Source organism: Actinoplanes sp. NPDC049316 (genome assembly GCF_040677315.1).
In the GTDB taxonomy this organism is placed as follows: Bacteria; Actinomycetota; Actinomycetes; order Mycobacteriales; family Micromonosporaceae; genus Actinoplanes.
The window spans coordinates 81,626-105,938 of the sequence record NZ_JBFAQM010000008.1; the positions used below are offsets into that span (position 1 = coordinate 81,626).

At 71.7% G+C, this 24,313-nt stretch carries 28 protein-coding genes; 13 read left to right on the plus strand and 15 right to left on the minus strand.

Annotation, left to right across the window (positions count from 1 at the left end; all coding sequences use genetic code 11):
- Nucleotides 1–19: 19 nt before the first annotated feature.
- Both AB0K03_RS14825 and AB0K03_RS14830 read right to left on the minus strand, forming a co-directional pair.
- Entirely contained in the window at nt 20–793 is a 774-nt protein-coding gene (locus AB0K03_RS14825; RefSeq protein WP_364684468.1) for a type II CAAX endopeptidase family protein, read from the minus strand.
- Complete coding sequence (locus tag AB0K03_RS14830) at nt 790–1,401, minus strand: DNA mismatch repair protein MutL (protein ID WP_364684470.1); 612 nt, start codon at nt 1,399–1,401, stop codon at nt 790–792. The genes AB0K03_RS14825 and AB0K03_RS14830 overlap by 4 nt, the downstream gene beginning before the upstream one ends.
- Nucleotides 1,402–1,437: 36 nt before the next feature.
- Here AB0K03_RS14830 and AB0K03_RS14835 point away from each other — a divergent pair, with 36 nt between their 5' ends.
- The 7 genes from AB0K03_RS14835 (at nt 1,438) to AB0K03_RS14865 (ending at nt 8,389) form a co-directional block, all read left to right on the plus strand.
- A complete protein-coding gene (locus AB0K03_RS14835) occupies nt 1,438–2,124 on the plus strand; it encodes a response regulator transcription factor (RefSeq protein ID WP_364684472.1) in 687 nt (228 codons plus the stop codon).
- Complete coding sequence (locus AB0K03_RS14840; protein WP_364684474.1) at nt 2,121–3,446, plus strand: HAMP domain-containing sensor histidine kinase; 1,326 nt, start codon at nt 2,121–2,123, stop codon at nt 3,444–3,446. The genes AB0K03_RS14835 and AB0K03_RS14840 overlap by 4 nt, the downstream gene beginning before the upstream one ends.
- Nucleotides 3,447–3,535: 89 nt before the next feature.
- On the plus strand, nt 3,536–4,333 hold the full coding sequence (locus AB0K03_RS14845; RefSeq protein ID WP_364684476.1) for a lytic polysaccharide monooxygenase: 798 nt from the start codon (nt 3,536–3,538) through the stop codon (nt 4,331–4,333).
- A gap of 98 nt (nt 4,334–4,431) precedes the next feature.
- Nucleotides 4,432–4,911 (plus strand): DUF305 domain-containing protein, encoded by a 480-nt coding sequence (locus AB0K03_RS14850; RefSeq protein WP_364684864.1) that lies wholly within the window; start codon nt 4,432–4,434, stop codon nt 4,909–4,911.
- Between the two features lie 220 nt (nt 4,912–5,131).
- The gene (locus tag AB0K03_RS14855; protein ID WP_364684478.1) at nt 5,132–6,127 is read left to right on the plus strand and encodes a methyl-accepting chemotaxis protein; all 996 of its coding nucleotides are present in this window, start codon (nt 5,132–5,134) and stop codon (nt 6,125–6,127) included.
- Nucleotides 6,128–6,260: 133 nt separating this feature from the next.
- Entirely contained in the window at nt 6,261–7,493 is a 1,233-nt protein-coding gene (locus AB0K03_RS14860) for an MFS transporter (RefSeq protein ID WP_364684480.1), read from the plus strand.
- A gap of 62 nt (nt 7,494–7,555) precedes the next feature.
- On the plus strand, nt 7,556–8,389 hold the full coding sequence (locus AB0K03_RS14865) for a phosphoribosylaminoimidazolesuccinocarboxamide synthase (RefSeq protein ID WP_364684482.1): 834 nt from the start codon (nt 7,556–7,558) through the stop codon (nt 8,387–8,389).
- 131 nt (nt 8,390–8,520) lie between these two features.
- Here AB0K03_RS14865 and AB0K03_RS14870 read toward each other — a convergent pair whose 3' ends face one another.
- From AB0K03_RS14870 to AB0K03_RS14900, 7 genes are all read right to left on the minus strand, one after another.
- Complete coding sequence (locus tag AB0K03_RS14870) at nt 8,521–8,697, minus strand: hypothetical protein (protein ID WP_364684484.1); 177 nt, start codon at nt 8,695–8,697, stop codon at nt 8,521–8,523.
- A gap of 27 nt (nt 8,698–8,724) precedes the next feature.
- Complete coding sequence (locus tag AB0K03_RS14875; RefSeq protein ID WP_364684486.1) at nt 8,725–9,012, minus strand: DUF3040 domain-containing protein; 288 nt, start codon at nt 9,010–9,012, stop codon at nt 8,725–8,727.
- Nucleotides 9,013–9,226: 214 nt separating this feature from the next.
- Entirely contained in the window at nt 9,227–9,994 is a 768-nt protein-coding gene (locus tag AB0K03_RS14880; RefSeq protein ID WP_364684488.1) for a DUF6518 family protein, read from the minus strand.
- Entirely contained in the window at nt 9,981–10,439 is a 459-nt protein-coding gene (locus AB0K03_RS14885; protein WP_364684490.1) for a hypothetical protein, read from the minus strand. The genes AB0K03_RS14880 and AB0K03_RS14885 overlap by 14 nt, the downstream gene beginning before the upstream one ends.
- Entirely contained in the window at nt 10,436–11,533 is a 1,098-nt protein-coding gene (locus AB0K03_RS14890; protein WP_364684492.1) for an FxsB family cyclophane-forming radical SAM/SPASM peptide maturase, read from the minus strand. Before AB0K03_RS14890 ends, AB0K03_RS14885 begins: the two co-directional genes overlap by 4 nt.
- A 66-nt stretch (nt 11,534–11,599) precedes the next feature.
- Nucleotides 11,600–11,794, minus strand: a complete 195-nt coding sequence (locus AB0K03_RS14895; protein WP_364684494.1) for a hypothetical protein — start codon at nt 11,792–11,794, stop codon at nt 11,600–11,602.
- Nucleotides 11,791–12,117: a hypothetical protein gene (locus AB0K03_RS14900; RefSeq protein ID WP_364684496.1), complete on the minus strand. Its 327-nt coding sequence runs from the start codon at nt 12,115–12,117 to the stop codon at nt 11,791–11,793. The genes AB0K03_RS14895 and AB0K03_RS14900 overlap by 4 nt, the downstream gene beginning before the upstream one ends.
- A gap of 303 nt (nt 12,118–12,420) precedes the next feature.
- On the opposite strand from AB0K03_RS14900, the gene AB0K03_RS14905 reads away from it, so the two are divergent.
- A complete protein-coding gene (locus tag AB0K03_RS14905; RefSeq protein ID WP_364684498.1) occupies nt 12,421–13,311 on the plus strand; it encodes a helix-turn-helix transcriptional regulator in 891 nt (296 codons plus the stop codon).
- A gap of 157 nt (nt 13,312–13,468) precedes the next feature.
- Here the strand turns inward: AB0K03_RS14905 and AB0K03_RS14910 are convergent, their stop codons facing one another.
- Nucleotides 13,469–13,705: a DUF397 domain-containing protein gene (locus AB0K03_RS14910; protein ID WP_199510112.1), complete on the minus strand. Its 237-nt coding sequence runs from the start codon at nt 13,703–13,705 to the stop codon at nt 13,469–13,471.
- A gap of 251 nt (nt 13,706–13,956) precedes the next feature.
- Between AB0K03_RS14910 and AB0K03_RS14915 the strand changes: the two genes are divergently transcribed.
- Nucleotides 13,957–14,208 (plus strand): hypothetical protein, encoded by a 252-nt coding sequence (locus AB0K03_RS14915; RefSeq protein WP_364684501.1) that lies wholly within the window; start codon nt 13,957–13,959, stop codon nt 14,206–14,208.
- 76 nt (nt 14,209–14,284) lie between these two features.
- A complete protein-coding gene (locus tag AB0K03_RS14920; protein ID WP_364684503.1) occupies nt 14,285–14,560 on the plus strand; it encodes a hypothetical protein in 276 nt (91 codons plus the stop codon).
- A 255-nt stretch (nt 14,561–14,815) separates the two neighbouring features.
- Here the strand turns inward: AB0K03_RS14920 and AB0K03_RS14925 are convergent, their stop codons facing one another.
- Together AB0K03_RS14925 and AB0K03_RS14930 are read right to left on the minus strand one after the other, a co-directional pair.
- Nucleotides 14,816–15,580, minus strand: coding sequence for an SAM-dependent methyltransferase (locus AB0K03_RS14925; protein ID WP_364684866.1), 765 nt, complete (start codon nt 15,578–15,580; stop codon nt 14,816–14,818).
- A gap of 355 nt (nt 15,581–15,935) precedes the next feature.
- The gene (locus AB0K03_RS14930; RefSeq protein WP_364684505.1) at nt 15,936–17,537 is read right to left on the minus strand and encodes a diguanylate cyclase; all 1,602 of its coding nucleotides are present in this window, start codon (nt 17,535–17,537) and stop codon (nt 15,936–15,938) included.
- 174 nt (nt 17,538–17,711) lie between these two features.
- Here AB0K03_RS14930 and AB0K03_RS14935 point away from each other — a divergent pair, with 174 nt between their 5' ends.
- Both AB0K03_RS14935 and AB0K03_RS14940 read left to right on the plus strand, forming a co-directional pair.
- Nucleotides 17,712–18,371, plus strand: a complete 660-nt coding sequence (locus AB0K03_RS14935) for a TetR/AcrR family transcriptional regulator (protein ID WP_364684507.1) — start codon at nt 17,712–17,714, stop codon at nt 18,369–18,371.
- A gap of 91 nt (nt 18,372–18,462) precedes the next feature.
- Nucleotides 18,463–19,890 (plus strand): MFS transporter, encoded by a 1,428-nt coding sequence (locus tag AB0K03_RS14940; protein WP_364684509.1) that lies wholly within the window; start codon nt 18,463–18,465, stop codon nt 19,888–19,890.
- A 56-nt stretch (nt 19,891–19,946) separates the two neighbouring features.
- Here the strand turns inward: AB0K03_RS14940 and AB0K03_RS14945 are convergent, their stop codons facing one another.
- Both AB0K03_RS14945 and AB0K03_RS14950 read right to left on the minus strand, forming a co-directional pair.
- Entirely contained in the window at nt 19,947–21,533 is a 1,587-nt protein-coding gene (locus AB0K03_RS14945; protein WP_364684511.1) for an MDR family MFS transporter, read from the minus strand.
- Nucleotides 21,530–22,012: a MarR family transcriptional regulator gene (locus AB0K03_RS14950; protein ID WP_364684513.1), complete on the minus strand. Its 483-nt coding sequence runs from the start codon at nt 22,010–22,012 to the stop codon at nt 21,530–21,532. Before AB0K03_RS14950 ends, AB0K03_RS14945 begins: the two co-directional genes overlap by 4 nt.
- A gap of 105 nt (nt 22,013–22,117) precedes the next feature.
- Between AB0K03_RS14950 and AB0K03_RS14955 the strand changes: the two genes are divergently transcribed.
- Complete coding sequence (locus AB0K03_RS14955) at nt 22,118–22,729, plus strand: helix-turn-helix domain-containing protein (protein ID WP_364684515.1); 612 nt, start codon at nt 22,118–22,120, stop codon at nt 22,727–22,729.
- Nucleotides 22,730–22,807: 78 nt separating this feature from the next.
- Here the strand turns inward: AB0K03_RS14955 and AB0K03_RS14960 are convergent, their stop codons facing one another.
- Nucleotides 22,808–24,250 (minus strand): cellulose binding domain-containing protein, encoded by a 1,443-nt coding sequence (locus AB0K03_RS14960; RefSeq protein WP_364684517.1) that lies wholly within the window; start codon nt 24,248–24,250, stop codon nt 22,808–22,810.
- Nucleotides 24,251–24,313: the final 63 nt, after the last annotated feature.

The following is a 24,313-nucleotide window of genomic DNA, read 5'->3' on the forward strand; positions in this document are numbered from 1 at the left end:
TGCGCGATGCCCCTTGGGTTCAGAGCCAGGTCAGCCAGGAGTCGGGCAGCAGGGTGTAGCCGACGAACGCGGCGATGTCGAGCAGGCTGTGCGCCACGATCAGCGGCATGACGCGACCCTTGCGCAGGAAGAACAGGGCGAACACCACGCCCATCACCGCGTTGCCGACGAAGGCGCCGAAGCCCTGGTAGAGGTGGTACGAGCCGCGCAGGACCGCGCTGGCCGCCACGATCCAGCCCAGCCGCCAGCCGAACGAGCGCAGCCGGGTGATCAGGTAGCCGACCACGATGACCTCTTCGAGCACGGCGTTCTGCATCGCGGCGATGATCAGGACGGGGATCGCCCACCACACCGGCTTCAGGGCGGCCGGGACGATCTGCGCGTTGAGGCCGAGCTGCGCTGCCGCGTACACCAGGAGCAGGCCCGGGATGCCGATCGCCGCCGCCAGCCCGGCGCCCCAGCCCAGGTCCGGGCCCGGGCGACGCAGGTCCAGGCCGAGCGTGCGGACCGGGTCCAGCCGGTCGCGGTTCAACAGATAAAGAGCCAGGAGTACGGGCACGAGCGCGAAGAAGACACCCAGCAACTGGTACGTCAGATCCAGGTACGGCCGCGGCGACTGCGACGGGTTCAGCGTGGCCGTCTGCTGGGACAGCGGCTTCCCGGCGGTGAGCTTCGCGACGAGCGACACGACGGCGTACACGGCCGACTGACCGAGCGACAGCAGCAGCACGACCGCGATCTCGACGCCGGTCTCCCGCCGGGTGGCGGCCGGGCGCTCGACCGTAGTCGTCACGAGCCGACCTCGCTGACCTCGGCGAACGGTTTGTCGTTCTGCCACACCACGTGAACGATGAAGCTGTGGTTGACCTCGTTGAAGTAGACGGCGAGGTTGTCCGCGGTGTTCTGCACCGTGGCCACCGAGAAGCCGTCCGCCGGCGTGGCCGTCACGAGCTTGACGACTCCGTCGGCCGCCCGGATCACGGTCTGGCCGCCCTCCATCCGGAAGGACCGGACATAGGTACGGTCACCGTCGCCGTTCGTGGTCACGGTCCAGCCGTCCTCCACGGTCGTGGTGGAGTCGTCCCGGGCCGGGGGCGGGGTCGTCGCCGGAGGCCGGGTCGCGGGCGTCGAGTGGGTGCGTGACGGGCTGCGCGCGGCCGAGGGCGACCGGGTTCGTTCCGGCGCGGAGGAGGAAGAGGTGGTGGCGGTCGGCGGCGAGGGCGGGGCCGGCGTGGGGGCGAGCTCCGCCGAGTCGCGCAGCTGATCGACCGAGACCAGGGCGCTCTCGTCCGCGGTGGCCGTACGCAGCACCGGCAGCATCGCCACCGAGGCCAGCGCGACGCTGGTCAGCGTGGCCGCGCACCATCCGAGCACCGGGAACCAGCTCCGCCGAGATCGCACGTGGCCATGCTCTCACCTACCCCTATGGTTGTGCCCATGGCGTTGATCCTGCTGGTCGAGGACGACCGCAACATCACCGCGGCGCTGACCCGGGCGCTGACGGACGCGGGCCACGTCGTGCGCCCGGTCGGGCAGGCCGCCGAAGCCCTCAAGATCCTCACCGAGGAGCAGCCGGACCTGGTCATCCTCGACCTCGGGCTGCCGGACATCGACGGCACCGACGCGCTGCGGATGATGCGCTCCGTGTCGGCCGTACCCGTCATCGTCGCCACCGCACGCCGCTCCGAGGCCGACATCATCACGTTGCTGAGCGACGGCGCCGACGACTACGTGACGAAGCCGTTCTCCAGCGGGCACATCCTGGCGCGCATCACCGCGGTGCTGCGCCGTACCCGGGCCGCCGTCGACACCGCACCCAGCGTGATCACCGTCGGGGAGCTCGAGATCAATCCCCGCCAGCGCCGGGCCGTGCTGCGCGGGCAGGCCCTGCAGCTGACCCGCCGCGAGTTCGACGTGCTCACCTACCTGGCCGAGCGCGTCGGTCAGGTCGTCAGCCGCCGCGAGCTGCTGACCGAGGTGTGGAACCAGTCCCGCATCGGCGAGGAGCAGACGATCGACGTCCACATCTCCTGGCTGCGGCGCAAGCTGGGGGAGACGGCGGCGGCGCCGCGGTTCCTGCACACCGTACGCGGGGTCGGCGTGATGATGGTCGACCCGCGGTGAGATGGGAGCTGAACCGGCTGGCGCTGGCCATCACCTCGATGGTCGCGCTGGCGTTCCTCGTGCCGTTGATCTACGCCACCGGGAAGATCGCGCACGACCGGGCCATCGGTGACGCCCGGCAGCAGGCCGCCGCCATGGTCGCGGCGCTCGCCGTCAACGCCGACCCGCAGCTGCTGACCAGCGCGGTCGCGAGCACGGTCGCCGGCAGCGCGGGCCGGCTCGCCGTGCACCTGCCCGGCATCGCGCCGGTCGGCCGGAGCCACGTGAACGATGCGGCGGTCGCGCAGGCCAACCTCTACCGGCGGCCGGTGACCGCGGACGCCGCCGGCGGGCTCGTCTACCTGCAGCCGAGCGTGCTCAGCGACGGGCGGTCCGTGGTGATCGAGGTGTTCGTGCCCGACGAGGAGATGCGGCGCGGCGTGTGGCCGGCGTGGCTGGCGCTGGGCGCACTGGCGATCGTGCTGGTCGCCGGCTCGGTGCTCTTCGCCGACCGGCTCGGCGGCCGCCTGGTCCGCGCGACCCGCGACCTCGCCGGCTCCAGCCGCCGGCTCGGCTCCGGCGATCTGGCCGTACGCATCGAGCCCTCCGGGCCGCCGGAGTTGCGCGACGCGGCCAGCGCGTTCAACGCGATGGCGGCCGACCTGCGCCGCCTGCTCGACGCGGAACGCGAGCTCGCGGCCGACCTGTCGCACCGGCTCCGCACCCCGCTGACCGCGCTGCGGCTGGACGCGGAGACCATGCCGCCCGGGCCGATCGGCGACCGGATGCGGCAGGCCTGCGACATGCTCGACGAGGAGCTCGAGGCGATCATCGCCGGCGCCCGCCTCGGCGTGGAGGCGCGCGGCAACCAGCAGTCCGACCTCGTGGAGGTGCTCGCCGACCGGTTGGCGTTCTGGTCGGCGCTGGCCGAGGACCAGTTGCGGCCGTGGGAGGTCGTGGGCGGGCAGAACCCCGTACCCGTGCCGTTGCCCCGCAGCGAGCTGATCCTGGCCGTGGACTCGTTGCTGGGCAACGTCTTCGCGCACACGCCCGAGGGGGTGGCGTTCCGGGTGACCGTCTCGCCGGCCGGGCTGCTCGTCGACGACGCCGGCCCGGGCATCGCCGACCCGCAGGCCGCGGTGCAGCGCGGGGTGAGCGGCGCCGGCTCCACGGGACTCGGTCTCGACATCGTGCGCCGGGTCGCCGAGGCCGCGGGCGGGCGGCTGGAGATCTCCCGGGGGCCGCTCGGCGGGGCGCGGATCGGGCTGCTTCTCCCCGTACGCGGGGAAGTGCCGCACCCGGAGCCGCGTCCGGCCGGCCGGCGCCGCCGTACGCCTTCATGATCCTTTCTGGTGCTTTTAAGGCTGCTTTATGGAACGCGTCGTTACGGTCCTCGCCGTAAGAACCGGACGACACGTTGGGAGCCGCAAAGATGCGCAGGTCGATCGCCTATCCGCTGGTGACACTCGGAGCAGTCGTAGGGTCGGCAGCGGTGGTCGCATCCCCTGCGCTGGCGCACGGGTACGTGTCCGCCCCGCCGAGCCGGCAGGCCCTCTGCGCGAGCGGTGCGGTCAAGGACTGCGGGCAGATCCAGTTCGAGCCGCAGAGCGTCGAGGCGCCCAAGGGGCAGCGGTCCTGCAACGGCGGCGTCGCGCAGTGGTCGGTCCTCGCCGACGAGAGCCGCAGCTGGCCGGCGAAGGCGGTCGGCAAGACCGCCACCTTCACCTGGGTCATGACGGCCCGCCACCGGACCAGCAACTGGGAGTACTTCATCGGCGGCAAGAAGATCGCCACCGTGGACGGGGGCAACCAGCAGCCGGACGCGGTGGTCACGCACAACGTCGACCTCAGCGCCTTCCCGGGCAGGCAGACGGTGCTGGCGGTGTGGAACATCGGTGACACGGCCAACGCCTTCTACAGCTGCGTCGACCTGAACGTGGGCGGTGGTGGCGGCTCGACCACCCCGACCACGCCACCCACCACCGCACCCACCACCCCGCCCACCCGGACCCCGACCACCCCGCCGACCACCAAGCCCGCCCCGACCACCTCGGCCCCCGTCGCGCCGCCCCCGGCTGCCGGTGGATCCGCGTGGGCTCCGGGCGTGGCCTACAAGACCGGCGACGTCGTCAGCTACGAGGGCAAGAACTACAAGTGCCGCCAGGGGCACTCGTCGATCCGCAGCTGGGAGCCGTCGATCTACACCCTCGCCCTCTGGCTGCCGCTGTGAAGCGCCTCGTCGTAGCGGTCTCCGCCGTCCTGCTCCTGGGCGCGTGCGGCACCGCCCCGCAGACCCAGGCCACCCAGGTCACCAACGCGAAGGCCGTCGTGCAGGCCGAGGGTGAGCACAACGACACCGACGTCATGTACCTGCAGATGATGGTCGCCCACCACGAGCAGGGGCTGGAGATGGTCCGGCTCGCCGAGAAGGCGGCACAGCGCGCCGACGTCAAGACGCTGGCCCAGGCGGTCGACGCGACGCAGTCCGACGAGGTCGCCATGATGAAGTCCTGGCTCACCGGCTGGAAGCAGCCCACCACGGTCGACCACGCGCCCAGCGCGCACGCCGACCACGGCGGCCTGCCCGCCACCGGCCCGGAGGAGATCGCCGCGTTGAAGAAGGCGAAGGGCAAGGCGTTCGAGACGGCGTTCCTCAACCTGTTCGTCGCGCACCAGCACAACGCGGTCGAGATGGCGAACCTCGAGGCGGCGGACGGGAAGAACCCCGAGGCCAAGGCGTTCGCCGAGCGGGTCAAGCTCAGCCGTACGGACCAGATCAAGCAGATGCTCTCGATGATCAACACCTGACACGCTCACCCCGACCGGCATCCCCGGCGCCGAAGGCGCGACGGTCGGCACAGACGGGCGCTTCGGTCTCCCCCCTTCATGACCGGCAGAGCCCGGCACCTCCGGCCGGTCCGCGAACCTGCGGGCCGGCCGGAGTCTGTTGTCGCACGTCGTTCCTCAAGAGCGCGTCCCCGTTGCCGATCAAAGGGCCAGTCGGAACTCCCGGGGGGAAGAGATAGTCATGGTCGTAGGCATCGTTGCCGCAGTTGTCGGTCTGGTCGTCGGATTCGTCATCGCCCGCGCCAGGCGGCGTCAGGACCCCATGGTCGAGGTGCTGGAGCAGGCCGCGGCCGGTGATCTCACCGTACGGGTGGACGAGGCCGGCTTGACCCCCGCCGGGGAGAACCTGAACAAGCTCCTCGACCAGTTCGCCGAGATCGTCCGCGTCTCCGAGGCCACCAACGCCCGGCTGACCGGCTCCACCGAGCGCCTCACCGCGCTCGTCGCCGACATGGTCGCCGGCGCGCAGGGCTCGGTGCAGTCGGCGGGCGAGATCCTCCGCGCCTCGCAGGAGGTCTCCGAGAACATCGCCAGCCTGGCCGCCGGCGCCCAGCAGATGGGCGCGAGCATCCAGGAGATCTCCCGCAGCGCCAGCGAGGCGGTCACCGTCGCCGCCGACGCGATGGAGGTGTCCTCGGACGCCAGCCGGACGATGACCAAGCTCGGCGACTCGTCGGCCCAGATCGGCGACGTGGTCCGCGTGATCACCGCCATCGCCGAGCAGACCAACCTGCTCGCCCTGAACGCCACCATCGAGGCGGCCCGCGCCGGCGAGATGGGCAAGGGCTTCGCCGTGGTCGCCAGCGAGGTCAAGGACCTGGCCCAGGAGACGGCGAAGGCCACCGACTCGATCACCACCCAGGTCGGCACGATCCAGGCCGACACCACCGGCGTGGTCGACTCGATCACCCAGATCGGCGAGGTCATCGGCAAGGTCAACGGCTACCAGACGACCATCGCGTCGGCCGTCGAGGAGCAGCACGCCACCGCGGACATGATGGCCAAGAGCATCGTGTCGGCCGGCACGCAGGCCGCCCAGATCGCCGAGAACATGAGCCGCATCAGCGACACCCGGGCGCAGGCCAAGATCGCTGCCGAGCAGACCGACGAGGTCACCCGGGAACTGCGCGAGGCGGCCAAGGAGCTGGCGACGGTGCTGCGGGCGTACCGGGCCTGAGCAACCGCCGGGGTTGCGGTTGCGGTGTACCGCGCCGCGGCCCCGAAGCACCCCCGAGCACGTCCCGATAGGGCAGGTGGCGCCGAGAGTCGGCGCCACCTGTTCGTCTGGAGGTGCCGCTGCCGTGGCCCCGATGTTCGCACCGCTCCGAGAGCGCAACTACCGCCTCTGGGCCGCCGCCGACCTGGTGTCCGTGGCCGGGACCTGGATGCAGGTGCTGGGGCTCAACTGGCTCATCCTGACCGCGACGGGCTCGGCCGCCACGATGGGCGTGGTCGTCATGCTGCAGGCGCTGCCGGTCCTCGTCCTCGGCGGCTGGGGCGGCGCGCTCGCCGACCGGCTTCCGGCCCGCCCGACCCTCATCGCGCTGCAGACGCTGCGGGCGCTGCTCGCCCTCGCGCTCATCGCCGGTACGGGCCACCTCTGGCCGATCTACGCGGTCGCCCTCGCCTCCGGCGTCATCAGCTCCCTCGAGGGCCCCTGCCTCGGCCGCTTCGGTTCCGCCCTGGTCCCGCCCTCCGCGCTCGGCTCGGCGCTGGCGCTCGGCTCCATCCTCAGCTCGGCCGGCCGCATCATCGGCATGTCGCTCGGCGGCGTCCTGGTCGGCATCACCGGCACCTCCTCCCTGTTCGCCCTCAACGCCCTGTCGTACGCCGCGGTGATCGTCGCCCTGGTGGCCATGCGCCCCGGCTCGGTGCGAACCCTCGCCGCGGCGGCCCCCGGCGACGGCGGCGTACGGGCCGGCCTGCGCTACATCGCCCGCCAGCCCGTCGTGCTGGTCGTGCTGGCGCTGTCGTTCGTCCTCGGCTCGCTCGGCCGCAACTACCAGGTCACCATGGCCGCGATGGTCGCCGGACCACTGCACGGGGGCTCCGCCGCGTACGGCATGCTCTCGACGGTCTTCGCAGTCGGCGCCGTAGCCGGCGGCGTCCTCCTGGCCGGCACCGGCCGCTCCACCCTGCGCGTCCTCGTCGCGGCCGGTCTCACGATCAGCGTGCTCCAGCTCGCGGCGGGCTTCGCGCCGACGGTCCTCGGCTTCGCGGCCCTCATCCTGCCGATCGCGGCGGGCGCGGTCATCTTCGACACGGTGGTGTCGACCCGCATCCAGCTCGACACCCGCGAGGACATGCGCGGCCGCGTCCTGGCCACCGTCGGCATCGTCTCCTCGCTGTCCGGCATCGTCGGCGCCCCGCTGATCGGGTGGATGTGCGACACGCTCGGCGCCCGCGGATCGCTGGCCTCGGCCGGCGCGGTCACCGTGGCGGCGGCCGTCGCGGGCACGATCGTGTTGGCCCGGCTCAAGGGCGTCCGCGTGCTCGCGGTGTTGCCGCTGGTGGGACGCCGGACAGCCGGGCAGCTCGCCTGAAGGCCCTCGGCCCCGGTTCGATAGCGTGACCCGCAACGAGCCGGTGTGGTGGAGGGACGAACGTGGAGCTGTTGCACTCGGGCAAGGTCAGGGACGTCTACGCCGACGGGGACGACATCCTGCTGGTCGCCTCCGACCGGGTCTCGATCTACGACGTCGTGCTGCCCACCGCCATCCCCGACAAGGGCAAGATCCTCACGCAGCTGTCGCTGTGGTGGTTCGAGCAGCTGGCCGACGTGGTGCCCAACCACATCATCTCCGCGACCGACGTGCCCGCCGAGTGGGCCGGGCGGGCCGTGCGTTGCGAGCGGCTCGAGATGGTCATGGTCGAGTGCATCGCGCGGGGGTATCTGGCCGGGTCCGGGCTCAAGGAGTACGAGAAGGACGGGGCCGTCTCCGGCGTCGCGCTGCCGCCGGGGCTGATCGAGGGCTCGAAGCTGCCCGAGCCCGTCTTCACGCCCACGACGAAGGTCGCGCCGGGCGAGGGGCATGACGAGTTCATGACGTACGCGGAGGTCGAGGCGTCGGTCGGCGCGGACGTCGCCGCCGAGCTGAAGCGGATCACGCTCGAGGTGTACCGGCGCGGGTCGGAGATCGCCGCGCGCAACGGCATCATCATCGCCGACACGAAGATCGAGCTGGGCTTCGCGGGCGGGGTGCTCAAGCTCGGGGACGAGCTGCTGACGCCCGACTCGTCCCGGTTCTGGGCCGCCGATGAGTGGCAGCCCGGCGGCACGCAGCGCTACCTCGACAAGCAGTACCTGCGGGACTGGTCGGCGAATTCGGACTGGGACCGGACGGCGCCCGGGCCGGAGATCCCCGACGAGGTCGTCGAGGCCACCCGCAACCGCTACATCGAGGTGTACGAGCGCCTGACCGGCGACCGCTGGCGCTGAGCTCTCGGCGACCCTGGCCGCCGGCGCTCGGCGACCCGCGACCCTGGCCGCCGGCGCTCGGCGCTCGGCGACCCGCGACCCTGGCCGCCGGCGCTCGGCGACCCGCGACCCTGGCCGCCGGCGTCGAGGTCTCAGGCGTCCCGGGTGTCGCCCGTGGGCGCCGAGTCCGCGGTACGCGCGTCGTCGTCCGTGGCGGCGTCGTCGTCCCCCTGCAGGCCGTGCGCCGCCTGGAGGGCCTCGTCGTTACGGACGATGTCCGCCGCTTCCTCGCTGCTCATCGCCGAGCCGTCGGCGTCCGGGTTCGTCATGGGTTCTCCTGTGGGTGCCGGCGGTGTTCAGAGCGGCGCGCCCGGGTGGCGATGCCGTGCGGGGTGTTCGATTCCGGTGGGCGGCTGGGCCCGGTGGCGCATCAGGTGGACCCCGTACGCGCCGCCGACCACCGCGAGAATCGCGCCGGTCCAGCCGCCGAGCACGATGCACATCGGGGCCAGCGTCCACAGCAGAACGGCGAGGACCAGCCGAGCTGTGCTCCGGGGGCGGTCGATCTTGCGTACCCGCCGGACGAAGTCCGGGTCTTCGGCACGCAGCTGCGACACGATGGCGTCGAACGTGGGATCGGGCACCGGGACCACCTCCACCAGCGGCGTGCCGACGCTCCCCTCTACCCACGCGCCGTCAGCCGAAACCCTCGCCGAGGCGGAACCGCCGAGCCTTCCCGCGGTCAGCCGAAACCCCCGCCGAGGCGGAACCGCGGAGCCTTCCCGCGGTCAGCCGAAACCCCCGCCGAGGCGAGACCGCGGGGCCGGAAGCCGCCGCGCGGCATCCCGAAACCCCCGGTCAGGCGAAACCGGCGACCTGAAAACCCGCAAAACCGAGCAGAGCCAACGGTACGGCCACAGCCCCGCCGAGCCCGCGCCGTCGCCACGTGCGGCCGGCGAGGATCAGCACGACGACGGCCAGCACGGCCTCGATGACCGCGGTGGCCGTCTCGTCCCGGCGTGCGAGCCGCGCCGCCTCGGCGAGCAGGACGGCGGCCGGCAACGCAACCCCGACGACACCCCGCCACCCGCCGCGAACCCACTTGTCCCGCCAACCGCCGTCGCGGGCCACCGCGCCGTCGGGAACCTGCGCCCGCGCGCCGTCGGGGCCCGGCCCGCCGGCACGAGCCCCGGCGCCGTCGGGAACCGCCGTGCCGTGTGCGACCGACACGTGATCCCGGGCGCCGGCGCTGTCGGGAGCCACTGCGCCGTCCCGGGCCCACGCCGCGGCGACGCCGAACACCGCACCGGCCAGGACGCCGAAGAACATCCACAGCAGCGCGGTCGTCGCCCACACGTTCGAGAGCGCGTCATCCTGCACGGCCGTGGCCGTCAGGTAGTAGGCCGGCACCGCGACGACCAGCATCACGATCGCCCCCACGACGGATCTCAGCACGCTCCCGCGTAACGCGTACGCCATGGCGAACGCCAGCACGGCCCACACCGCCGACGAGTTGGCGAGGTTCGCCCACGGGTACGGCAGCAGCTTCTGCGCAGCGAAGTCCACGATGCCCAGCGCGACGCCGCAGAGCAGCGGAACCGTCGCGTGGCGGTCAATCGTCGCCATCTACATCCTTGAGGTGCTGGGCCCAGCGCCGGGCCAGGTCGGCGTCGGCGGGCGGGCGTACCCGCTGGCCTGAGGCGAAAATGTGGTTCCAGTGATGCCCGGGTACGTCGTGCAGCAGCTCCGCGACCGGCAACCGGTCGGACACGGGCAGCACTCGATCCCAGAGCACGTCGGCATAGTAGGTGAGCCTGTCTCGTCGGCCCGCCCAGTGCGGCGCCGGGAAGATGACGCGGTCGGCGAGGCGGCCGCTCGCGATGATGCCCCTCGACGTGTTCTGCCGGAGCAGAAAGACCAGGTCGCCGGGGGCCGTACCCGATCGGCGCGAGCCGAAGCTCCACCGGCCGCGTACCCGGCGGCCCGCCGCCGTGGCAGCGATGTCGTTCTCGTGATTCGTACGGAAGTAGCCGGTGTCGCTGCCGTCCCAGGTCAGGATGAAGGTGCTCACGTGCGGGCGCGCCTTTCCAGGTCCGTGGCGACCCGGGCGCCGATGTGGTCGATCAGGCGGCGCAGGTCGGCGCAGTACACCGACGGGTTGCGGAAGCCGCCGCCCGGCCGCCATCGGTGCGCGTAGTGCCCGGCGCCGCAGATGTCATGCACCGGGCAGGCGAGGCAGGACTCCGCCAGCGCGGCGAGGCCCGACTGCCGCGCGACGATCCCCGGATGCCGCGCGGCCTCGTCGAGGTCGTGGTCGAAGACGTTCAGCCCGGTCGCGGCGGCGCCCGGGTAGGTCGCCTTGAGCGAGTCGACCTGTTCGATCGTGCCGTCCGACTCGATCACCGCCACCGCCACCGGGCTCAGCCCCACCTGGTCCGAGCGGCTCGGACCGCCCAGCACCAGGCTGATGATCTCCTCGAAGAGGCGGATGCCGGTCTCCCGGCGTGCGGCGCCGTACCAGCGGTCGAAGACGGCGATCAGCCATTCCGCGGCGCCGGGCGCCGGCCGCGCACCCCAGTGGGCGTGCGGCAGCAGCAGATCGATCATCGGCGGGCGGTGGTCCAGGAGGGACTCGTAGACGGCGACCGGGTCGGTCGCCGGATCGACCGTGCAGAGAATTCCCGCGTACGCGGGGTGCCCGGCGAGCAGCCGCAGTGCCCGGTCGGCGAGGGCGTGGCTGCCCCGGCCGTCGCGGTGGCGCCGGTGCCGGTCGTGCTGCCCGGGCGTCCCGTCCAGGCTCACTCCGATGCGGACTCCGAGCCCGGCCAGCGCGTCGCGCATGCGGGTGTCGAGGAGGGCGCCGTTGGTCTGCGTACTGAATCGGGCGGCCGGCACGACGGCCCGGACATCCGTGACCAGCCGGACCAGCGACTCGCGTCCGGCGAGCAGGGGCTCGCCGCCGTGCAGCACCACGTCGACGTGGTCGAGGCCGTGGCGGGCGGCGTGATCGCCGATGCGCTGCGCGGCCGCCTGCCAGACCGCCGGCGTCATCGAGGGGGGACGGTCCCGCCAGCTCTGGTCGGCGAGTTCGTAGACATAGCAGTAGTCGCAGGCGAGATTGCAGCGTTGGTGCACCTTCAACACGAACTCGCGGAAGGCCGGCACGCCTCAAGTCTGCCTCACCGCGGAGACGGTTGTCGGCTCGAGCTCAGCGGCCGCCGTGGCCTGCCGTTACCGCTGGTCGAGGCTCAGTTCGGGCTCGCGCCGCCGGGGCCACGCGGCCTTGCTGCCGCAGGCGTCGCAGCTGAGCTGTTCGCCGCAGTGCGCGCACCAGTCGTTCGTGCGGCGTAGATACCAGCCGAGGGCGACCCCGGCGAGGAGGCTGGCGAGGCCGATGAGCGCGGCCAGGGCCACGGCGCCGGTCACCGGTGCGGTCCGCCCATGGCCGAGGCGCCGTCGCCGCCGACGCGCGGACGCCGGCAGGCGAGTCCGTTGGCCTGACGGTGGTCCAGGGTCGGGTCCTCGTCGGCGCGGGAGGTCACGTACGACGCGGTGAACGTGTCCACGCCCGTGCCGAAGTGGGTGCCGGGCCGGTAGGTGACGGTGACGGCGCGCGGCGATGCCGCCTCGATCACTCCGGCCCGCCAGCCGTCGCGGTAGACCCACACCGGGTCCGCCTTGTGGTAGCTGTCGGCCGGCGCCACCTCCGCCGGATCTCGTTGCGGTGGGGCGATGGTCGGGGTCGACATCGAGAGCCTCCTGGATCCCGGGACTCGGGTCGTCGGTCGTCCATGCGGCGCCGTCCCGGTCGTGACAGCCGAAAAGGTCATGCCATTCAGCACGCTGTGTCAGCAGCCAGGCAACCGCCTGTCAGCTATCATGCTCGGCATCCAGTGCGTTCGCAAGGCCGGATGCACGTGCATCCGTAGCGTGCGAGCGCGAGGGAAGGTAGCCGAACGTTCGGTTTTCGGTCGAGCGATCGCACCCTTAGGATGCATTGGGCGACGGAGCTGCAACTTGCAGTTTCGAGGGACGAACCGGACGGGAGCCACGTGACCACGGGTACGCAGGAGGACGGGCCGAACAGCGGCCCTACCGTGCTGCGCATCCTGCTCGGTGCGCAATTGCGACGGCTCCGCGAGAGCAAGCAGATCAGCCGGGAGGACGCCGGCTACGAGATCCGCGCCTCCGGGTCGAAGATCAGCCGGATGGAGCTCGGCCGCGTCAGCTTCAAGGAACGCGACGTCGCCGACCTGCTCACGCTGTACGGCGTCAAGGACCCGGCCGAGCGCGAGGCGCTGCTGGGGCTGGCCCGGCAGGCGAACAACCCGGGCTGGTGGCATCACTTCGGCGACATCATGCCGTCCTGGTTCCAGTCGTACCTGGGCCTGGAGGCGGCGGCCTCGCTGATCCGTACGTATGAGATCCAGTTCGTGCCCGGCCTGCTGCAGACCCCGGCGTACGCCCGAGCCGTGATCATGCTGGGTCACGCGGGCGCCACGGCGGACGAGATCGACCGTCGCGTCGAGCTGCGCCGCCAGCGTCAGCAGCTGCTCAACCGGGTCGAGGCGCCGCAGCTGTGGGCGGTGATCGACGAGGCCGTCCTGCGCCGTCCGATCGGTGGCGTCGACGTGATGCGGGGCCAGATCGAGGCGCTGATCGAGGCGGCCAAGAAGCCGAACGTGCGGCTGCAGATCATTCCGTTCAACGCCGGCGGCCACGCCGCGGCGGGCGGGCCCTTCGCGATCCTGCGCTTCCCGGAGCCGGAGCTGCCCGACGTGGTCTACGTCGAGCAGCTCACGAGCGCCATCTACCTGGACAAGCGGGACGACGTCGACCAGTACGCGATCGCCATGGAGCGCGTCTGCATCGACGCCGAACCGCCCAGCCACACCCAGGAGATCCTCGGCAAGCTGCTGCACGAGGTCGGCCGGCTCACCTGAGGGCCGCTCGCGGATCGACGGGGAAGGTGTGCCCGATAGGCCCTGCGGTCGAGGACTCCGGGGCGACGGCTTCCCGATCGGCGGCGACTCCCGGGTGCAACAATGATAACTCTATGTAATTAACTCTCCGGGGTGACACCCGGAGCGTCGGGACGATTCACCCGAGCAGGTGATCGAAGTCCCCGTCGCGGACGCCACCGAGGAACGCCTCGATCTCCGCCGGCGTGTAGATCAGGGCCGGGCCCTCCGGGTCGCGGGAGTTCCGCATCGCGACACTGCCGTCCGGCAGCGCGGCGCACTCGACGCAGTTGCCGCTCGGGTTGCTCCGGCCGCTCTTTCGCCAGGTCACACCCTGCAGCTGCCCAGCGGGCATGCCGTTGAAAATGCGCGTCATTACTAGCTCCCTAACGGTGAGACCGGTCCGGGGACCGGCGATGTGTGTCCCGCCGGCTACCTGCTGTGCAGATGCACGTGCATTTGGCCTTGCGTTCTCACATGATTGTGAGCATGATAACGCACGTACCCCACTGAAAGTGGGTCACGGAGGGTGACATCTTTGAGTGACGGGTCGGTCGCGGAAACGGCCGTGAAGGCCCTCGACGCGAGGCTCTCTGGCGGGAGCGTCCGAGCGGGAGGAGAACCACCATGTCCGTACCCAACATCGGCCCTGAACCCTTCGAGACCAGCGACACCAACGGCAACGACACGTCGAGGCGCGGCAACCCGGCGCCGGTCCTGCGCGACGAACGGCTGACGGACTGCATGGAAGCGGCCACGACGCGCGCGACGACGGTGTCCCACCGGTTCGGCGGGGTCCGCTACGCCCTCACCCGGCACGACGGCCTGCCGCCGCACGCCGGCCCGGACGCCGGAGGTGATCCCGACGCGAGTCACTGAACACCTGCCCTGCGCCAGCCGGCGCCGCCCGGACGAGACACTCGGCCGGCGTGCCTGGTCCCTCTCGTCCCCCATCATGCGCCGCGGCCGGTTGCAGCTGAGCATCGCGCGCTGGCCCGTGCGCGTCTTCCAGGAACAGGACTACTGCTACGGCGTGGGGCCCCTGGCGCTGCGGGTCGACCGCGTCGGCTGGACGTCGCCGGTGCCGTACGAGGGCGACACCTGGCTCGAGGTCGAAGGCACGGTGATCGACCGAAGGACCGGCGAGGAGCGGCAGACCCGGCAGGTGCTCGTACGCGCTTGCCGGCTCCCCGGGCCACCGCACCGCAAGCGCCCCCGGCTGCGGCCCTGACAACGTCATAGAGAGCGAGCGGCGTCGGCGAGACGCCGTTCGATGCGCGTCCCGGGCAACCGGGGCGCGCCGCCCGGATCCCGGCCGGGCGGTCCGGTTCCCCCGTGCTGGATCGCTCGGCCGGCCCGCCGATCGGGACCGGCCCGCCGTGGGGGGAGACGGAGCGCGCCGCGCGAGACGGAATGCGGCGCGTCCACGGCCCAGGGCAGGCGCGCCCGGTCAAGCGTCGGTGTGTCCGGCCTAAGCGCGGGCCTGCTACGGCTTGCGGGCGACTCCCGCCCAGTAGTACGCGGTCTCCGGCGCATCCACCGCTGCATCCGGGCGCCACGCCGAGACCGGCACGAGGCCCGGCTCCAGCATCTCCCAGTCGCCGAAGAAGCGGGCGACCTCGTCCTTGCTACGCGCCACCAGCGTCATCCCCGCGTCCGTGGCCGCGGCCACCGCCTGGCCGACCGCCTCGGGGCTGAAGTCCGCCGTCGGGTGGGTGATCGCCAGGACGCTGCCGGAGGGCATGGCGTCGCGCAGCCGGCCGACCAGGTCCCACGGGTCGTCCTCGTCGGCGAGGAGCATGAGGATCGCGATCAGCGTGAGGCCGACCGGCCGGGTCAGGTCGAGGGTCTCCTGCAGGACCGGCTGCTCGAGGATCCGCTCCGGGTGGCGGATGTCCGCCGAGATGTACTCGGAGCGGCCCTCCTCGCTGCTGATCATCAGGGCGCGGGCGTGCACCAGCACGATCGGGTCGTTGTCCACGTACACCACCCGGGTCTCCGGGGCGAGGCGCTGCGCGATCTCGTGCAGGTTGGGACGGGTGGGTATGCCCGTACCGATGTCGAGGAACTGCCGGATGTCTTCCTGGGTGACCAGGTCGCGGGCGGCGCGGTGGACGAACTTGCGGTTCTCGGCGGCCATGGACCGCATGCCCGGAATCGCCTGCAGCATGGCCTCGGCGACGGCCCGGTCGACGGCGAAGTTGTCCTTGCCGCCCAGCCAGTAGTCGTAGATGCGGGCCGAGTGCGGGATGTTCGGGTTGACCCCGGGCGGCGCCACCTCGACCGGTGCCGATGCCTCGCTGCCCTGTGTCACTGCCGACCGCCTTCCGCTCAGGCCACCCCTGGCCGAAAAGGACACCGGCCGCCGTGGCCGCGCCCGTGCCAGCCGCGCGCGACCGGCCGGATCCCGGATGGAGCCGCGTGGGCGGGGCCCGGGCGAGACTCCGGCCCGATGCGCCGGCCGACAGCCGGCGCCCGGCCGGGAACCGTGGACTCAGCCTAGCCAAAGAAGTTGATCAAATTCAGCAGCGTCGCTCGATCGGGCCGTCTGTCCGGAGAGGTCCGCACTGGCCCGGAGAAGCCGGGAGACCACGCAAAAGCGGTGATCAGGCCGCGTTCGCACCGTCCCGGTAGGACGCAGAGCGGCGGTCGCGCGCGCCGGCGACCACCTGGTTACGGCCGGCGTGCTTGGCGACGTACAGGTTGCGGTCCGCTGTGGAGAGCAGGCCGGACTGGGTGGCCGCCGCCGCGTCGGAGAGGCCGGCCACGCCGATGCTGACGGTGACCGGGAGGCCGTGGGTCAGCGTGGTCCAGTCGTATGAGCTGATGGCCCGGCGGATGCAGTCGAGCTGGTCGGTCGCCTGGGCCACGTCCGTGCCGGGCAGCGCGACGAGGAACTCCTCGCCGCCCATCCGGGCCACGAACGCCTCGGGGGCGAGCGACGCCAGCTCGGTCTCCAGGAGCTTGGCCACTAGCACCAGGACCTGGTCGCCGATCTCGTGGGACAGCTGGTCGTTGATCCGCTTGAAGTGGTCGAGGTCGACGATCGCCACCGTGAGGTCGCCGCCGGCGGCGACCAGGGACGGCAGCTGCTCGTCGAGGTAGCGGCGGTTGCGCAGGCCGGTCAGCGGGTCACGCCGGGCCTGCTCGCGGAAGCGTTCCGCTTCCCGCCGCGCCTCGGTGGTCTCGAACATCGCCTGCCGGGTGCGGGCCTGCGCCTCGCGCTGCGACGAGTGCAGCGCGTAGTGGGCGGCGAAGAAATCCTTATGTACGGCGAAAGCGAGCGCGTACTCGCCCCGGGCGGCGTGCAGCTCGGCCTGCTCCTGGTGGACGCGGACGAGGACGTCGCCGAGCTCGCGTTCCAGGCAGAGCGCCCGGGACCGGTCGAGGCTGACCTGGGCCCGGTCGGTGGCGCCCAGGAAGCGCTGGGCGCGGGCCAGCGTGAGCATGAATTCGGCGAGCGAGTCGGCGTCCTCGTACCCGCCCTCGTGGTGCCGGGCCACCGCCAGCCGCAGGGTCTCCTCGGCCTTGGTGTAGTCGCCGTTCTCGATCTCGATGGCGCCGATGGTGTCGAGGACCGCGGGGTCGAGGACGAAGCCGTACTCCTCCGCGACCTCCTGGAGGCGCTGGGCCACCGCTTCGGCGCGGGCGTGCTCGCCGGCCGCGAACTCGGTGTAGGCGTAGTTGTTGAGCATGCCCATGAGCAGCTGGGGCAGGCCGAGCCGGACGGCCAGCTCCTCGGCCTGGGCGTACTGGTCGCGGGCGGCGTCCATGGAACCGGCCGCGCCGAGGGCGTCGGCGAGCTTGGCCCGGTGCCACACTCGCATGTGGTCGGTGGCTGTGTCGTCGAGGAGCTCGACGGCGAGCAGCGAGTGTTCGAGGGACTGGGCCGCGTCGCCGAGGTGGCGGTGGATGTTGGCCCAGACGAGGTGCGTACGCGCCTCCACGAAGTGGTCGCCGTGCTCGGTGGCCCACTGGTGGATCTTCCAGATGCGGCGGGCGGCGCCGGCGACGTCGCCCTTGCGCATGAGCATGTTGGCCTGCAGGAGCCGGGCGCGGGTGGCGAGCCGCTCGTCGCCCAGCGCGCGCGCCTCGGCCTCGTGGGCGATCGCGGCCTCGAGGGTGGCGTCGGCGTCCCAGATGTACTGGTCCTCGTGCTGCGTGAGGGCAGCCGACAGCTGCTCTGCGTCGCGTACGCGCCCGTCCATCGGCCCTCCCCTTCCGCTCAGGCGAATCATCGACACGAACCGCCCCGTCTGTAGAACAAATGCGGTGTGTTCCCGAAGGTTAGCCGTGAGTGACCACTGCGACCCAGTGTTGCGCGCGTGATCCAGCTCGCCGTCGTCCGAGGTCGCACACGTTGTACGTCGTACAGTTGGCGGATGGCCAAGCGGAGCGTGCGTCTGTCCCGGGATGCGATCATCGACTGCGCGACGGCGCTCGCGGACGCCGAGGGGCTCGAGGCGGTGACGATCCGCCGGCTGGCGCAGGAGAACGGCGTCACGCCGATGGCCATGTACTGGCACTTCAACGACAAGGACAGCCTGCTCGACGGGCTGGCCGAGCATCTGGTCGCCTCGGTGCAGCTGCCCGAGCCCGGTGACGGCACGTGGGACGAGCAGCTCCGCGAGATCCTCGTCGCCTTCCTGGACGCCATCCGGCCGCATCCGGCGCTGGCGGGGCTGGCGCTGCGCCGCATCCTGGTGGCCGAGCCCGGTCTGCGGCTCGCGGAGCGGGTGCTGGACCTCCTGCGGCAGGCCGGGTTCGGCCCGGAGCGGGCCGCCGAGGTCGGCACGTTCCTCATGTGCGCGGTGATCACCCTCGTCGTGGGTGACCCCATGGCCGCCAAGGCGGACGCCGGCGGCGACCGGGCCGCGGACATGCGGCACAAGCAGGCGATGCTGCAGGCCCTCGAGCCGGAACGCTATCCGAACCTCATCGCGGCCGCGCCGGCGCTGGTCGGCTGTCACGGGCAGGACGACTACTTCGAGGTCAACATCGACCTTCTGGTGCAGGGCGTTCGCGGCAGCAGCCGGAACTGATCTCCGTCACACCTCTTGACGCTCCTTTACACCGTACATATACGTTGTACATGTACGGCGCACAGGACGGCGCCGCGTGGAGGAGGTTCCGGTGGAACGCAGACCCTGGTCGACCCTGGCCGTACTGTCGCTGGCCCAGTTCATGGTCGTGCTGGACGTGACGATCGTGAACGTGGCGTTGCCCGACATCCAGCAGGACCTCGGCTTCACCGCCGGTGGGCTGCAGTGGGTGGTCAGCGCGTACACGTTGCTCTTCGGAGGTTTTCTGCTGCTCGGCGGCCGGGCGGCCGACCTGCTCGGCCGGCGCCGGCTCTTCATCGCCGGGCTGCTGCTGTTCGGGGTGACGTCGCTGCTGGCCGGTCTGGCCCAGTCACCCGAGCAGCTGGTCGTGATGCGGGCCGTGCAAGGGCTCGGCGGCGCGCTCCTGTCGCCGGCCGCCTTCGCGATCCTGACGGTCACCTTCGCCCACGGCCGGGACCGCAACATCGCGATGGGCGTCTGGGGTGGTCTCGCCGGGCTGGGTGGCACCCTCGGCGTCATCGCCGGCGGCCTGCTCGTGGACTCGCTGAGCTGGCGCTGGGTCTTCCTGGTCAACGTCCCGATCGCCGCGGTGCTCGCGCTCTTCGTGCCGGTGTTCGTCGCGGAAAGCCGGGTCGCGACACCCGGGAGGCGGACCTTCGACGTGGCCGGCGCGTTGCTGAGCACGGCGGGACTGCTGGCCATCGTGCTGGGCGTCATCCGCGCCGAGCCGCTCGGCTGGTCGTCGTTCGAGGTCGTGGCGCTGCTGGCCGGGGGGCTCGCGTTGCTCGGCGCGTTCGTCCGGGTCGAGGCGCGGTCGGCTGCTCCGCTCGTACCGCTGGCGCTGTTCCGGTCGCGCGGGCTGACCACGTCGATCCTCGCGCTGGCGCTGAACGGCGGCGCGTTCCTCGCGATGTTCTTCCTCACCGCGATCTTCCTGCAGCAGGTGCGCGGCCTCACCGCCCTGGAGACCGGGCTGCAGTTCCTGCCGATGGGCATCGCCGCCATCGGGAGCGCCGTGGTGGCCTCGCAGCTGGTGACCCGCTTCGGCACCAAGCCGGTGCAGATCGGCGGGGCCGCGCTGAGCGTCGTGGGGCTGTTGCTGCTGTCCGGCGCGGACGCCACGGGCTCGTACGCGACCACGATCCTGCCGGGCATCGTGCTGTTCGGCATGGGCATCATCGCGACGGGCACGCCGGCCTCGATCGCCGCGGTGGCCGACGTCCGGCACGACCAGGCCGGCGCCGCCTCCGGCGTGGTGAACGCGGGCTACCAGGTCGGCGGCGCGCTCGGCCTCGCCGTGATCACCACGCTGGCGGCCTCGCACGTGGAGGGTCTGCTGGCCGACGGGGCGCAGCCGGGCGCGGCGCTGGTCGGCGGTTTCCAGCACGGCCTGCTGTTCGCGGCGATCTTCGCGGGGGCCAACATCCTGACGGCCCTCAGCGCTCCACGCCTGCGCCCGACCTCCGAGCAGTTGGCGGAGGCAGCCGTCGCAGCCTGACGGACATGCGAACGGCGCCCGGGGAGAACCCCGGGCGCCGTCACGGTCGTGCTGAACTACCGGCCCGCGGGAACCGGCGCCTCGTCGGCCTTGCGGGCGGCGGCGAGGTCGATGGTCGAGCGCAGGGTGATCTGGCGGAACAGCAGCGCCGCGATCACGCCGACCACCGCGATACCCGCGGAGATCAGGAAGATGTGGCCGGTGGCGTCGCCGTACGCGGCCCGCACGATGTGTTGGATCGTCGGCGGCAGCTCCGCGAGGTTGAGGCTGCTGGTCTTGCCCCCGCCGCTCGGACTCGCCGGTACGCCCGCCGCGGCGAGCTGCGAGGTGATCGAGTCGGTGACCCGGTGGGCCAGGACGGCGCCGAGTACCGAGACGCCGATCGTGCCGCCGAGCGAGCGGAAGAACGCGATCGTCGAGCTGGCCGCGCCGATGTCCTTGAGGGCGACGGAGTTCTGCACGGCGAGCACCAGGTTCTGCATCGACATGCCCACGCCGATGCCGACCAGGGCCATGCCCACGCCGAGGTACCAGAGCGAGGTCTCGTGGTCCATGACCGAGAGCATCGCGAACCCGGCGACCAGGACGATCGTGCCCGTCACGATGTATGGCTTGATCTGCCCGGACTTGGTGATCATCCGTCCGGAGATGGTCGACGAGACCAGGACGCCGGCCATCATCGGGATGGTGAGCAGGCCGGCCTCGGTGGGGCTGTAGCCGCGGCCGATCTGGAAGTACTGGCCGAGGAAGACCGAGCCGCCGAACATGGCCATGCCGACCGCGAGGCTGGCGAGGATCGCGAGCGCCGTGGTGCGCTGCCGCACGATCTGCAGCGGCACGACCGGCTCGGCGGCGCGGGACTCGACCCACACCGCGACCGCGAGCAGCGCGAGGCCGGCGCCGACCATGGCGAACGTCTGCCACGAGACCCAGTCGAACGTGCTGTCCACGAAGGAGACCCAGATCAGCAGGATGCTGACGCCGGCGGCGATGAGCGAGGCGCCCGCGTAGTCGATCTTTACGTTGTCCCGGCGGAACACCGGCAGGTGCAGCGTGCGCTGCAGCACGACCAGCGCGACCACGGCGATCGGGGCGCCGATGAAGAAGCACCAGCGCCAGCCCAGCCAGGAGGTGTCGACGATGACGCCGCCGAGCAGCGGGCCGCCGACGGTGGCGAGCGCCATGACGCCGCCGAGGTAGCCGTTGTAGCGGCCGCGCTCGCGGGGCGGGATCATCGCGGCGATGGCGACCTGGACGAGCGCCTGCAGGCCGCCCATGCCGATGCCCTGGAACGCACGGGCGGCGATGAGCTGTCCCGCGGACTGTGAGAAGCCGGCGACGACCGAGCCGAGCACGAACACGATGATGGCGACCTGGACGAGGAGCTTCTTGCTGTACAGGTCGGCCAGCTTGCCCCAGATCGGGGTGCTCGCGGTGGCGGTGAGCAGGCTGGCGGTGACCACCCAGGTGTACTGCGTCTGGCTGCCGTTGAGCGCGCCGATGATCTTCGGCAGCGCGGTGGAGACGATGGTGGCGCTGGACATCGCGACGAACAGCACGAGCAGGAGGCCGCTGAGGGCCTCCAGGATCTCGCGGTGGCTCATCGCGCCCTGTTCGGCGCGCGTGGTGGTGGGTGCGCTCATCGCGCGGCCTCCAGCGGTTGGTCGTAGCGGGACATGAGGTCGGTCGAGAAGCGCCGCAGCAGCGCGGTGAACGCGGCGAGCTCGTCGGGGCGCCATTCCTTGAGGGCGTCGGCCAGCCGGTCGTCGGCCCAGGCCGTGACGTCGGAGAGGGTCTGCCGGCCGAGAGGGGTGAGGCTGAGCACGCTGGCCCGGCCGTCCGCCGGGTCGGCGGTGCGCTGCACCAGGCCGGAGCGCACGAGGGTGGCGACGGTGCGGCTGATCGTGGACGGGTCGAGCGAGCAGCGGGCGGCCAGCTCCTTGCCGTGGCACCCGGCCGGCGGCTCGGCCGCCATGACGTCGATCATCGAGAGCACGCTGACCGTGCCGAAGGGGACCGCCGGGTGCTGCGCCGGCAGGTCGTTCTTGAAGAGGCGTACGGCCCTGAGCATCTCGCGTACGTGGGCCAGCAGCTCGCGCCGTGCCGCGCTGCCGTCGGTCATCTGCCACCTCCCGGAATGGTTGCCGCATACAACTATCGGCTCAGATTGCTCATTGTGCAAGTTTGCTCAGTGGGAACTGAGTCACAGTCTCGGTAGGCTCGACGCATGACCGCCGAAGTCCGCGTACCCGAGCCGGGGCTGCGTGAACGCAAGAAGGCCGCGACGCGTCAGGCGCTGCACGACGCCGCCGTACGCCTCGCGATCGAGCACGGCGCGGACCGGCTCACCGTCGAGGCCGTCGCGGACGAGGCCGGGGTCTCGCGGCGGACGTTCTCGAACTACTTCGCCAACAAGGAGGAGGCGCTGCTGCACGGCGACCGGCAGCGCATGGCGCTGCTCATCGACACTGTGCGCGCGCGGCCGGCCGGCGAGGGCCCGTGGACCGCGCTCATCCGGGCCGCGCAGGAGATGTACGAGCAGATCGGCGAGTTGGACCCGCACTGGGTGGCGCAGACCCGGCTGCTGCGCAGTGAGCCAGCGCTGCTCGCTCAGCAGGTCAGCACGTTCGCGGCGCTGGAGCGCGAGCTGGCCGCCGCGGTGGCCGACCGGTTGCCGGAAGCCGAGCGCTCCGGGCTGCGGGCCCGGCTGATGGCCGCCACCTTCATGACGGCCACCCGGGTCTCGCTGCACATGTGGCTGGAGGCCCCGACGGAGACGCCGCTGGCGGAGCTGGTGCAGCAGTCCCTGGCCGAGGCCGGGCGCGGGTTCGCCGAATAGACGTGCGCGAGGCGCCGGGAGGGGTGCTTCCCGGCGCCTCGCTGGTGGGGATGGTGGAACCGTTGGGGACGGGCCGGCTCAGCCCTGGAAGCCGGCGAAGATCTTGCTGAACTCGAACGGGCTCTGCGCCACGTTGGTGCACTGGAACAGCGCGCCGTTGCAGGCGTTGCGGTCCCGGTTCGCCTCCCAGAAGGAGACGAAGCCGAGGTGGTTGCTGTTCGCGAAGGCGACCACGTCACGGGCGTCGCTCTGGCTGAACGTGCCGTTGTCGTCGTTCTTGCCCAGCATCGGGGTGACGCCGACCATCTTGAAGGCCGCCGCGTCGCTGTTGCCGTAGATCGACTTGATCTGGTCCTTCGTCGACTTCACCGCCTGGATCGCCAGGTCGCCGTAGTCCTGCCCGGCGCGGCCGTAGTCCATCGCCATGATGTTGACCAGGTCCAGGTCGACGCCGGCGTTCTTGGCCGACTTGACCACGTTCAGGCCGTCGCCGGTCAGGCCCTCCGGCAGCACCGGGAGGGTCAGCGAGATCTTCAGGCCCGGGTTGGCCCTCTGCAGGGCGGCCAGCGCCGTGGAGCGGCGGGCGATCGTGGTCGGGTCGGCCACGGCCGCACCCTCGATGTCCAGGTCGATGTACTTGAGGTTGTACGCCGACACGACGGCCTGGTACTCGGCCTGCAGCGCCTTCACGTCGGTGCAGGCCTGGGCGAGCTCGATGCCGGTCGCGCCGCCGAAGGACACCTTCACGTCACCGCCGGCCCGGCGCAGGGCGTCGATCTGGTCGCCGAACTGCTTGCTGCGCGGGTCGAACGCGTTGAACCAGCTCGCCTTGCAGCCCGCGCTGGTCACGAACGCCAGCGAGAACGACTTGACGTTGCCGCTGGAGGCCAGCTGCGAGAGCGTCGTGCTGCCGTTGGAGAGCAGGCCCATGTCCACGTACGGAGCCACGCGCACGTTCCCGCCGCCGGTGGCCGGGGGAGCCGTCGTGGTGGGCGGAGTCGTCGCGGGCGGCTTGGTGGTCGGCGCGGTGGTCGGCGGCTTCGTCGGAGCCGTCGTCGGCGCGGCGGTGGTCGGCCGGGCAGTCGGGGCAGTGGTGGGGGCCGGGCCGCCGTCGGCGCAGGCCGCGCCGTTGATCGTGCAGCTGGTCGGGGCGCCGCTGCCGTTGACGATGAAGCCGAACCCGGTGGACGCGCCGGCCGGGATCGTCGCGTTGTAGCCGCGGTCCTTGGCGGTCGACACGGCGCCGGAGGTCGTGACCGCGGCGTCCCAGAAGGTGCCGAGCTTTGCGCCGGCCGGCAGCCCGAAGGCGAGCTGCCAGCCCGTGACGGCGGCGCCACCGGTGTTCTTGATCGTGTAGTGGCCCTGGTAGCCCGTACCCCAGTCGGAGTCCTTGGTGAAGGTCGCGGTCAGGCCGCCGGAAGTCGCCGGGGTGGTGGCCGCCACCGCGGCGAGCGCGCCTCCGCCCACGGCGACGAGCGCCGCTCCCAGATAGATGGACAGGCGTATCCGGTTGCGTGCCATGAAACGACTCCGATCGAGGGGGCTGCGAACGGAGTCGATCGTGATCCGGCGGTGCTTAAAGGG

What these genes read in the sequence shown, in the direction of transcription:
- AB0K03_RS14855 (WP_364684478.1), top strand. Translation starts at nt 5,132, where the DNA reads ATGGTCGTAGGCATCGTTGCCGCAGTTGTCGGTCTGGTCGTCGGATTC.
- AB0K03_RS14950 (WP_364684513.1), bottom strand. Translation starts at nt 22,012, where the DNA reads ATGACCGACGGCAGCGCGGCACGGCGCGAGCTGCTGGCCCACGTACGC.
- AB0K03_RS14860 (WP_364684480.1), top strand. Translation starts at nt 6,261, where the DNA reads ATGTTCGCACCGCTCCGAGAGCGCAACTACCGCCTCTGGGCCGCCGCC.
- AB0K03_RS14955 (WP_364684515.1), top strand. Translation starts at nt 22,118, where the DNA reads ATGACCGCCGAAGTCCGCGTACCCGAGCCGGGGCTGCGTGAACGCAAG.
- AB0K03_RS14880 (WP_364684488.1), bottom strand. Translation starts at nt 9,994, where the DNA reads ATGGCGACGATTGACCGCCACGCGACGGTTCCGCTGCTCTGCGGCGTC.
- AB0K03_RS14870 (WP_364684484.1), bottom strand. Translation starts at nt 8,697, where the DNA reads ATGACGAACCCGGACGCCGACGGCTCGGCGATGAGCAGCGAGGAAGCG.
- AB0K03_RS14945 (WP_364684511.1), bottom strand. Translation starts at nt 21,533, where the DNA reads ATGAGCGCACCCACCACCACGCGCGCCGAACAGGGCGCGATGAGCCAC.
- AB0K03_RS14845 (WP_364684476.1), top strand. Translation starts at nt 3,536, where the DNA reads ATGCGCAGGTCGATCGCCTATCCGCTGGTGACACTCGGAGCAGTCGTA.
- AB0K03_RS14915 (WP_364684501.1), top strand. Translation starts at nt 13,957, where the DNA reads ATGTCCGTACCCAACATCGGCCCTGAACCCTTCGAGACCAGCGACACC.
- AB0K03_RS14920 (WP_364684503.1), top strand. Translation starts at nt 14,285, where the DNA reads ATGCGCCGCGGCCGGTTGCAGCTGAGCATCGCGCGCTGGCCCGTGCGC.
- AB0K03_RS14900 (WP_364684496.1), bottom strand. Translation starts at nt 12,117, where the DNA reads ATGTCGACCCCGACCATCGCCCCACCGCAACGAGATCCGGCGGAGGTG.
- AB0K03_RS14960 (WP_364684517.1), bottom strand. Translation starts at nt 24,250, where the DNA reads ATGGCACGCAACCGGATACGCCTGTCCATCTATCTGGGAGCGGCGCTC.
- AB0K03_RS14910 (WP_199510112.1), bottom strand. Translation starts at nt 13,705, where the DNA reads ATGACGCGCATTTTCAACGGCATGCCCGCTGGGCAGCTGCAGGGTGTG.
- AB0K03_RS14930 (WP_364684505.1), bottom strand. Translation starts at nt 17,537, where the DNA reads ATGGACGGGCGCGTACGCGACGCAGAGCAGCTGTCGGCTGCCCTCACG.
- AB0K03_RS14935 (WP_364684507.1), top strand. Translation starts at nt 17,712, where the DNA reads ATGGCCAAGCGGAGCGTGCGTCTGTCCCGGGATGCGATCATCGACTGC.
- AB0K03_RS14835 (WP_364684472.1), top strand. Translation starts at nt 1,438, where the DNA reads ATGGCGTTGATCCTGCTGGTCGAGGACGACCGCAACATCACCGCGGCG.